This window comes from Alicyclobacillus contaminans DSM 17975, from assembly GCF_000429525.1.
GTDB classification, from domain to species: domain Bacteria; phylum Bacillota; class Bacilli; order Alicyclobacillales; family Alicyclobacillaceae; genus Alicyclobacillus_A; species Alicyclobacillus_A contaminans.
The window spans coordinates 1-1,853 of sequence record NZ_AUCA01000098.1 but is presented as its reverse complement, the minus strand read 5'-3'; the positions used below and the strand labels follow the sequence as shown (position 1 = coordinate 1,853).

The window sequence follows — 1,853 nt, the reverse complement described above, 5'->3', positions numbered from 1 at the left end:
CTCCAGCGCCGAGGATACTTGGGGCGGGAGCCCCTGGGAACGTAGGACGCTGCCAGGCGAAGGAACATGAGCCCAACAGGTCATCTCCTGTTGGGTTCTTTGTGTTTCAGAAAGAATCCTATTGCCGAATCCCAAAATTGGTGTATATTTCATTTGGGGGCGGGAGACAGGGAATCGCTTTTGCCAGGCCCGTTGAAAGCGCGGCGTTCATCAAATCATGATGCGAGGAAAAGGGGGCACTTGCCGTGGCACACACGTGTGACAAATGCCAGGAATCGTTTGATAAAGGTGGATCTGGCGGTTGGAAAGATGTTTGTGTTTCTGTCAAAGGAGGAAAGAGGGCTCTTTTCCAAGCCGAAACTCTCGACGATTGATGCTTTTGTGTGCCCGCAATGTGGTCGCACTGAGTTGTATGCCAGTACGCCGGACATCTTCGTGGATAAATGACGAAATGACGATCTGCTGCGCCATAAGACAAGCGTCACCAATGGGAGTCGGAGCCTTCGTTCGCGAAAGGATTGCAAAATATTTCGATTTGTAATGGACACTAGGCATCAGAGCAGGAAAGTGTGCCGGGGATGGCTCGCCGGTTGGAGCACTTCAGTCAAGAGGTTCGCCATCCTGCGAAAGACGTCCTTGGCCGATGCCACGTCGCCTATATAAGGCGCAAGTCCATCTGGACATCGACTTGTCGGCGGATGTTGAGAGTGGATGATTTCGACTTATTCGTCGAAGACAAGGGTATCTATTGGTTTATACAACTTGAATCACAGTTTATTGGAAATCAATGCAGTGTGTACGGAGTCGTGGGCTAACTTGAATGAGAGGGGCGAGTTACGTCGCCCCTCCTTATGGCACTGTTGTAACTACGGGTTGCTCATTCCGAAATTCCACATCTACGAATTCAGACCAAACGGACAACACCGTTGCAAAGACGACCTCATCTTCGTACCTGCCCGTGAAATCATTGTGGCATGATCAATCCAGGTCCATTGAATCACTGGTAGGTAATGACAATATCCATTCAGCGAAATTCTTAAATGGTCTCGTGCTAGCCAATTCTCCGAATCACGGATTGATAGTCGCTTCACCCACATTCAACGCGGATCCAAGATATCCAGATGGATTGTATATTTTGGATCCCATAACCGCAAGCGTGACGCCCATCGTGCATCTCAATCCGCAGAGCCACCGACAAGTCAACCACGCCGCTGCAGATGGACAATGGATCGTATATGATATTGCAAGTGATGGGGAAGGAAACACAAGTTGGTCTTTATTTGCGTATAATGTTTCGACACGAAAGACATACCGGATGTACACGACACCGAGCGGATACCAGGACTTCGGGGCTCCAGAGGGGCTGTATGTAGAGGGGAATCAATGCATTTGGAGCAACTCCGACACGCAAGAGGGATCTGACCGCATTGTCAGTACCATTCACGAATATGATTTGCTTCATCAGAAGGACAGTGTGCTGGTTCAGATGGAGAATGAACCGGAGAATGAATCACAGGCCGTCAAGAACGCAGCGGACGTTCATACCACGTCTCGTTATGGGGTCATCTACTGGGCTGCTGCAGGTGGAGGCAAGGTCATTTATTCTGTATTCAATGGCAAGGACGTGATGGATTCGAGTCCGGATGGCGACCTGTATGAATACGATTTGCAGTCCAAGCAGACCACCCACTTATTGCATCTTTATCATGCAGCCAGCCCCATGTGTTCCTACGGTGACGAAGTGGTCATGGAAGATGATGTAGATGGCCACGATAGAATCGACATTAGTGGCCACGAAATTCCGTCAGGGAGGCGATAAAAAAGATCCGCACAATCTCTGTCGAATGTTGTAA

1 protein-coding gene is annotated in these 1,853 nt (G+C 49.5%); it reads left to right on the top strand.

The features are described from left to right. The first annotated feature begins 1,135 nt into the window (after positions 1-1,135). Positions 1,136-1,819, top strand: coding sequence for a hypothetical protein (locus G463_RS21275; protein ID WP_035488055.1), 684 nt, complete (start codon positions 1,136-1,138; stop codon positions 1,817-1,819). The last annotated feature ends 34 nt before the right edge of the window (positions 1,820-1,853 follow it).